Annotated in this window: 5 protein-coding genes; all 5 read right to left on the reverse strand. The window is 58.2% G+C overall.

Translation table 11 applies throughout. The features are described 5' to 3' along the window. A partial coding sequence (locus tag VNM72_06250; GenBank protein HXF05000.1) for a hydrogenase maturation protease occupies window positions 1–426 on the reverse strand: 426 nt, incomplete at its 3' end. 102 nt (window positions 427–528) lie between these two features. Next, window positions 529–1968, reverse strand: a complete 1440-nt coding sequence (locus VNM72_06255) for a Ni/Fe hydrogenase subunit alpha (GenBank protein HXF05001.1) — start codon at window positions 1966–1968, stop codon at window positions 529–531. Further along, window positions 1965–2903: a methyl viologen-reducing hydrogenase gene (locus VNM72_06260; protein HXF05002.1), complete on the reverse strand. Its 939-nt coding sequence runs from the start codon at window positions 2901–2903 to the stop codon at window positions 1965–1967. Before VNM72_06260 ends, VNM72_06255 begins: the two co-directional genes overlap by 4 nt. Window positions 2904–3276: 373 nt before the next feature. After that, window positions 3277–6393 (reverse strand): molybdopterin-dependent oxidoreductase, encoded by a 3117-nt coding sequence (locus tag VNM72_06265; GenBank protein HXF05003.1) that lies wholly within the window; start codon window positions 6391–6393, stop codon window positions 3277–3279. Between the two features lie 14 nt (window positions 6394–6407). Beyond that, window positions 6408–7169: 4Fe-4S dicluster domain-containing protein (locus VNM72_06270; GenBank protein ID HXF05004.1), on the reverse strand; the 762-nt coding region annotated here is incomplete at its 5' end.

The raw sequence follows: 7169 nt of genomic DNA on the forward strand, positions 1-7169 counted from the left end.
CGGCTCGACGCTCTCCGGCACGCGACCGACCTGACAGACGATCACGCGAACGTCAACGCCCGCCTCTTTCAGCTCTTTCGCCAGATTCGATGAAGGAACCTGATGAAGGGAGAAGTCGTCGCTCTTCTCCACCGGAAGATCATCAAGCGACAACTCGAAGATTTCGCCCGGCGTTCGTCCCTTATCCACTGCGTCAACGAAAATGATCTGTCGCGGGCGGTGCTCGCTCAGGCAGAGGGTGAACAGCACCTTGCGTGCGCCGGTGCCGACGTCCATCACGTAAATGTCGTCCGGGAGCCGATAGTGCACCTGCAAATACTCCACCACCTCACAGCCGAAGGCATCGTCGCCAAAGAGCCGATTCCCACAGCCCAGGACGAGCACCGGCTTGGTGCAAAATTCAGGCAGAGAGTCGTCACCTTTCACATGCACGTTCCGGCTTACTCTTCGCCAACGGATGAAAGGTTCCAACGGATAACGTCATGGCTTATATCCGTTGGCACTTTTCCGTTGGCAACGGATCAGGATTCAGTTCGCCAGCGACTCAACCAATTGACCGGTGTGATCGTAGATGTCAATCTTCACTGCGAGGGTACCATCGAACTTGTGCGTCGCGCACGAAAGGCACGGATCGTAGGCGCGGATAGCCATCTCGATGCGATTGAGAATGCCCTGGTCGTATTTGCCGTCTCGGATGAGCGATTTGGCCGCTTGCTTGACCGACATATTGATCGGCGCATTGTTGTGCGTCGTGCCCACGATCAGATTGACGTTAGTCAACATGCCCTTCTCATCTGTCGTGTAATCGTGGATGAGCGTGCCCCGGGGAGCTTCCACGCACCCGACGCCACGGGCTGCACGCGGCTCAACCTTCTTTCGGGTTTCAACACTCGTGATCTCCGGATCGTCAAGCAAGCGGATCACATTCTCAGCGTTGTAGAGCAATTCAATGAGTCGCGCCCAGTGATAGAGCAACGTCAATTGCGCCGGACGACCGAAGTTCCTGCGGAATTCTTCCAGTTCCGCCTGCGCAAGCGGCGTATCAATGTAATCGCACACGTTGATGGGCGCCAGCGTGTTGGCCCGATAGATGCCGTTCGGATGATCGAGGTCCATCGAAAAGGCTCCCGCCCGCTTGTCGTAGGGGAACTTCAGGTAGCTCCAGGGCTCGATGTGTTCGGCGATGTAGTCAGTGTACCGCTCGTAAGGGAACTCGACATACGAACCGTCCTTGGACATCAAGCGAAGCTTCCCGTCATAGAGATTCAGTGCGCCATCATCGGTCACCGTGCCGAGGAAGCCCGTCTCGATGACGCCGAGCGATTTCACCGTGTCGAGATACTGCGGGAAGATGTTCTCCTTGGCATACTTGATGGAGAACTTAGCCAGTTCGAGGGCTTCGTCGGCCATCTTCCTGAGCTGATCGCGCTCGGCGGACAGGAGCGGCTTGCTGAATCCGCCCGGCACCGACGCATCGGGATGAATGGCCTTGCCGGCGATGATCTCCAGCATCTTCGCGCAGAGATGGCGCACGCGAACGACCTGTCGGGCGAGATCGGGCGCTTTGCCGATGATGCCGATGACGTTGCGCACCGACGGGTCAGCGTCGGGTCCCATCACGAAGTCAGCGCCGGCGAGAAAATAGAAGTGCAGAATGTGCTCCTCCATGTAGGCGATGCTGTTGCAGAGTTCGCGGAGTTTCCTTCCGGCCGGCGGCGGCTCCACGCCGAAGACGGCGTCGGCGGCTTTGCTCGCGGCCAGATGATGCGACCAGGGACACACTCCGCAAATGCGCGTGACGATGCGGGGCATTTCCTCGACAGGTCGGCCAATGCAAAACTTCTCGAAACCACGCAGCTCGATGACGTTTACGCGGGTGTCCTGCACGTTGCCCGTGTCGTCCAGTTGAATGGTGACCTTCGCATGGCCTTCGATGCGAGAGACAGGTTGAATGACCAGTGTCTTCATACGGGCCTCCCTCCTTTCGGCACGGGGCGCAAGCGACCCTGCGCACCCGCAAACCGATTGAATGTGGCCGCCCGATCGGGAATTTGTTTAGCATCGAGACCGATCGAAGCGAGCGCGCCCATCATATCCACCATGGGATTGGCCGTATCCGAGAGCGGGCCGAAGCAGCCACGACACGGCATGTAGACACGGATGCAACGGGGCACACCTTCCTTGCCGCCGCACCCGGCTTTGGTCGCTGGACCGAGGCAAAGATATCCCTGCTCCATGATGCAACGCACGGTGTTCAGCGGCTCGCCCGGTTTGAAGTCAATCGGCTCGAGCGGTCGCTTCAGTGTGGAGACGGCCTTCTTTTCTCGAATGAGCGGACATTCATCGCACACGCTCTTGCCCGATAGCGCGAAGGGCTTCCCTTCGAGGAGCGCCGTCAATGCCTCGACAAACAGTTCCGGCGTCGTCGGACAGCCGGGAAGCTTAATGTCCACGGGAACAACTTCATGGACAGCATAGACCCGGTCGGTGAGCGGCGGAATCTGTTCGCCGGGGATGCCATCGGGATCAGTCGAGACGGAATCCCGATAGACCTTCTCATAGAGGTCTTGCACGGTGGAAAGATTGGCCAGAGCCGGAATGCCGCCATAGCAGGCGCACGAGCCCATCGCAATCAGGGTTTTACATTTTCGGCGCATCTCTTGGGCGAGGCGTTTATTCTCCTCGTTCCGGATGCCACCCGTGATGATTCCCACGTCCGCCTCAGGGATCTCCGGCTCTGTCCCCTCACCGGTTTGACCGTAGAGTTTATGATCCATGAGGACGGGCATGTGAACGATCTCCAGTTGAGGCAAGATGTCGAGCAGTGGCTCGCCAACATCGAGGATAGTGACCTCACACCCTCCGCAGATGGCGAACCACTCTTGAGCTAAACGCAGAGCCATAGATCACCTCCTTTTTTAAAATAAAGGGGCGAAGATGCCCGCAACTTACCAGGCCCTGGAGGGAAACTGTAATTTCTTCCGTCACTCTTCCATAGTGTGAGTGCATTGGTGATGCCAGTTTCCGGAAATGACGCCCAATTGTGTGGCGCCTCCCCGGGCCTCACAGGATGACTCCAAGTCATTGCCGGGCGTCCTATCGCCACGATGGTTATTCACAATCGGCGGAAAGTGTTCAGCCATTGGATGTGGGCCTCGGCCCGAGGCTCCGCATCTGCTCCATCCGTTCGGTGACCACTTGTACGAAGCGCGGCGGTTTGGAACCCAAGGCCCACCCCAGGCGACACCGCCTTGATTGAGCACTAAGCCTCCTGCATTAAACCTTCACAAGTCTCACCCTCGTTTGGAAGAAGACAGCGCCCCCGCCAACAGGATCGGTGATGGCGGCCGTGCGCATGTGACGGTCAAGCAGGAGCAGGGGATTGGGAGGGATCCCTCCGGCCCTTCTTGAGTCACCGGGCACGCTGACGCCATCCACTGTAATGGCTGATGCCCCATAGGCCCAGTGTCCGTAGTGGTGAGAAACCAACGCGGTGCCCGGGCGCACCCCGTGGCTCACCATGATCCTCGCCTCCAGCGGCTTCCTCTCACCGTTGCCAAGGTCGAGGAGGCCATCAGGAAGGGTTGGAGAGAGCACCCTCACTCGATCTCCGTGAGAGAGTCCGAGGGGATGCGCATCAGTCGGATTAATGATGACAAAGTTCTCCGAGAGAATATCCGACTGAAGCCAGTAGTTGCTGATGGTGCGGCTCTGCGTCCCGAAGATCTCTTTGTAGCTCACCAGAACGAGGGGATAGCCGTCCTGCACAATCGGCGTACCGTCTGAGTGAGTTGGTGGCTTGAGTCGGGGCAGTCCATCCCAACGCTGGCCGGTGATGCTATCTTTGGTCATCGAGACGCGTTCGGCGAAAAGATAGAGTGTCCCCTCGAACCGGCTGGTAAGTTTTTCGCCGTCGTAGGCGCTTGCTACCGAATTAAACCGCCCTCCACGATTGAGCACGTACACGACTTTCGGCCAGAGAGTCTCTCCCACTGCCTGTCGCCACTTCGCCTCATCGAATACGGCCGGCGGCAGGTGCCTCCGAGCCTGGCGGAAGAGTTCGATTTCCTCGCTGGAAGCATCGGGGACGGCGTCGGAGCCATCCGATTTCTCTCCAAAGGCGAGGTTAGCGACGATCTTGAGGTAGAAATCTTCCGGCCGCTTCAGGTCCATTCCTGGTCCGAAGCCATCGGGTCCGAAGCCTGGCAGGCCCATCTCCTCCGCAATGGCCAGCATCAGGGCTTCCATCGAAAGCGGCATCTCTTCCCCGAAGACAGTCACCAGCTCTGTGATTGGCGCTGCCACAGGCTGGCGAATGGGGTTAGATTTGACCGGTGGAACGGGTACATCGCCCGGACTCGCCCACTGTTCCAGGTAGCTGATGTCGGGGAAGATGTAATCTGCGTACATGCTGGTTTCGCCTACCACGATGTCCGTCGCAATCACGAGTGGAATCTTCTTCGGGTCTTTGAGGATTTTGATCTGCTCCCCGCCACCGGGCACCGAGTAGGCGGGTGTCCCCATGTGCAACCAGAGAATGTCAATGGGATACGGGTAGCCTTCGCCTGCGGCCGGGATGACATCGTGGTACATCTCAAAGGCGAAGGGATACCAGGGGCGTTTGGCGGGATAGCCGTCTCGTTGGAATAGCGTTGACTCCTCGTACTTGAGCCCTTCCCGGCTCACGTTCACTCCGAAGTGAGTCATCTTGTTCGGATGCAGCTTGGCGATTGGATAAGGCTGACCGGGTTTCCCGCCGAGATCATCCCGACTGCCGCCACCCGGAGACATGCCACCCTTCCAGTTGTAGCAGCCAACGAGAGCACAGAGCGTGTTAATTGCCTGGATGGCATAAAAACCGTTGGGATGCTTGGCCGGACCACGGTACGCATCAATCCCCACTTTCTTCCCGTGGCTGGTGAACTCCGTGGCCAGAGTGACGATGTCTTGCTCGGACACGCCGGCTTCGTCGGCCAATTCCGCCAGAGTCTTCTCGCTAGCGGCCAGCTTGATTAGGGTGAAGACGCTTTTGACCGGGATGTTGTTGATCGTGGTGTCAACCTCAAGGAGCCCCGCATCCACTTGATCGTGACGAGCCGGACCAGAGGGAGTCATCACTACGAACCCATCCGGACCGGGCAGCCCGGCCTCCTGCGTCCGGAGGTAGCTCATAGTGTCAGTGCGCACGAGCCAGGTGGCATCAGTATGACTGGTCTCTCCCTTTCTCCTGGCGGCATCTAGGTTCGGGGTCTCCAGGTAACGAGTGTCATAACGGTTGTTCTCGATGATCCAGCGGATCATCGCCAGCGCGAGCGCCAGGTCACCGCCGGGCTTCACTGGTACCCATTTCCACGCCTTGGCCGCGCTCCTGGACAGTCGGGGGTCAATCACGGCGATCTTCAAGTCCCCTCTGATAAGACCCCGAGTAACCAACTCCGCCATCGGCGTGACGCCGAAATTCGCCTCAGCGAAGCCAGTGCCCCAGAAGATGATGAACTCGGAGTTAATGTGGTCCGGCTTGAAGTGGACAGGACCCCGGGTCATCTCCTTCGTAGCAACGAAGATGCTCAGTTCGCAGATGGATGTGTGAGGGAAGAAGTTGACCGAACCGAGCGCTCCGTGAACGAAGCGTTTGGCGAAATCCGAGCGCGTCCGATTGATCCGGCCCGGCATGAAGACAAACCGGTTGTTCTTGGGACCGAGGTCCGGATGGTCTGGATCAATCAGCACATTCAGATTGGCTGCGTGCTTGGCCTTGAACTCCGCCACCGTCATCTGGCCTTTTCTGATGAGATCAACGTCAGCGGCCATCTGCTTGGCGACATTGGGATCACGCAGAGCGTAGACGTCCTTGAGACCGGGCACAGGACCCTCGCCGAACAGATCGCCCCCGTTGACGATCTCCTTCACAGCCTGGCGAAAATCAATTGTCTGCCACTGGCCGCTGCCCCGGGGCCCGACGCGCTTGAGCACTTTGATGACGCGGTATGGGTCGTAGTGCGTCTGAACGCCCGCCTGTCCCCTGGGGCACAATTTTCCATCAATAAGAGCTGCCTGAACCGGGGACGTGTCGTAAGAGAGGTTAGGGTAAAATTGCTTGGCGCTATACGGATTCCCGTCTATCTTCACCACGACACCGTCCTGGACCTTGACCTTCAAAGGGCAGCGGATCTGGCATTGCAGACAGGTGGTGTAGAGAATGTTTTCTGGCCGAGCCAGCTCATAACCTTCGGTGAGGCTGCTCTCGCGAGCGGTGGCCAGGCAGGACAGCCGATCCATGTAGCTGGCCCAGAGTGCGGACCCTCCAAACAAAGCGGCACTTTGCAGCAAGGTTCGGCGACTAAGCTGAAGACCCTTTCGCTCACTACCGTTATTCTCCATGGCTCGATTCATAGCTTTCCCCTCCTTCATCGGTGACACACGCTGCAAGATAAGAGCTGCTTTACACCGGGAATTTCGTCCTCGATATAGTAAACCCGCGGTTGGGTGCGGGCGCTTTCCTTGACCCGAAAGACTTTGTGCGTGGCGAGCAATTCGGAGACCAGGCTCTGAGGATCATTCTTGTCCCCGAAATACATGGCGCGGCCCACGCAGGTCGTGACGCACGCCGGCAGCATTCCGGCATTCAGCCGGTGCAAGCAAAAATGACACTTGCGTCCAGCGCCAGCAGGTAATTGACCACCGGATCGAGCATATTCGCTTTCATACTCGTTAAACCGACGGGTTTCGTAGGGTTGCGTTGAGCCGGGCGTGTCGCGCGTGTAGAAATTCCCATAATCGTAATAGAGAGCAGTGTATGGACAGGCCCGCCGGGCGGCCTCAAATCCCTCGCGCGAAGTGAATTTGGTGTAATCAATCACCACAATCCCATCGGGTCGCTTCGTGATCGCGCCCGTTGGTGCGGCTCTCATGCACGGGGGATTGTCGCACTGCATGCAGTTGGTCGGCATGAAAAAGCGATTGACGTTGGGATAGAGGCCGACTTCCAGCTCTGGGACCGTTCGATAGGAAACGCCGGGAGGCGTCACATTCTCGGCCTTGCAGGAGACGACGCACGCCTGGCAGCCGATGCAGCGACGGGGATCAATGACCATGATCCAGCTTCGCTCGGCAACCGGCTTCTCTAACGCCCGCCTCAAATCTTGTTGCATCCGGGCGAGTTCGTTTTC

This window comes from Blastocatellia bacterium, assembly GCA_035573895.1.
GTDB lineage: Bacteria > Acidobacteriota > Blastocatellia > HR10 > HR10 > DATLZR01.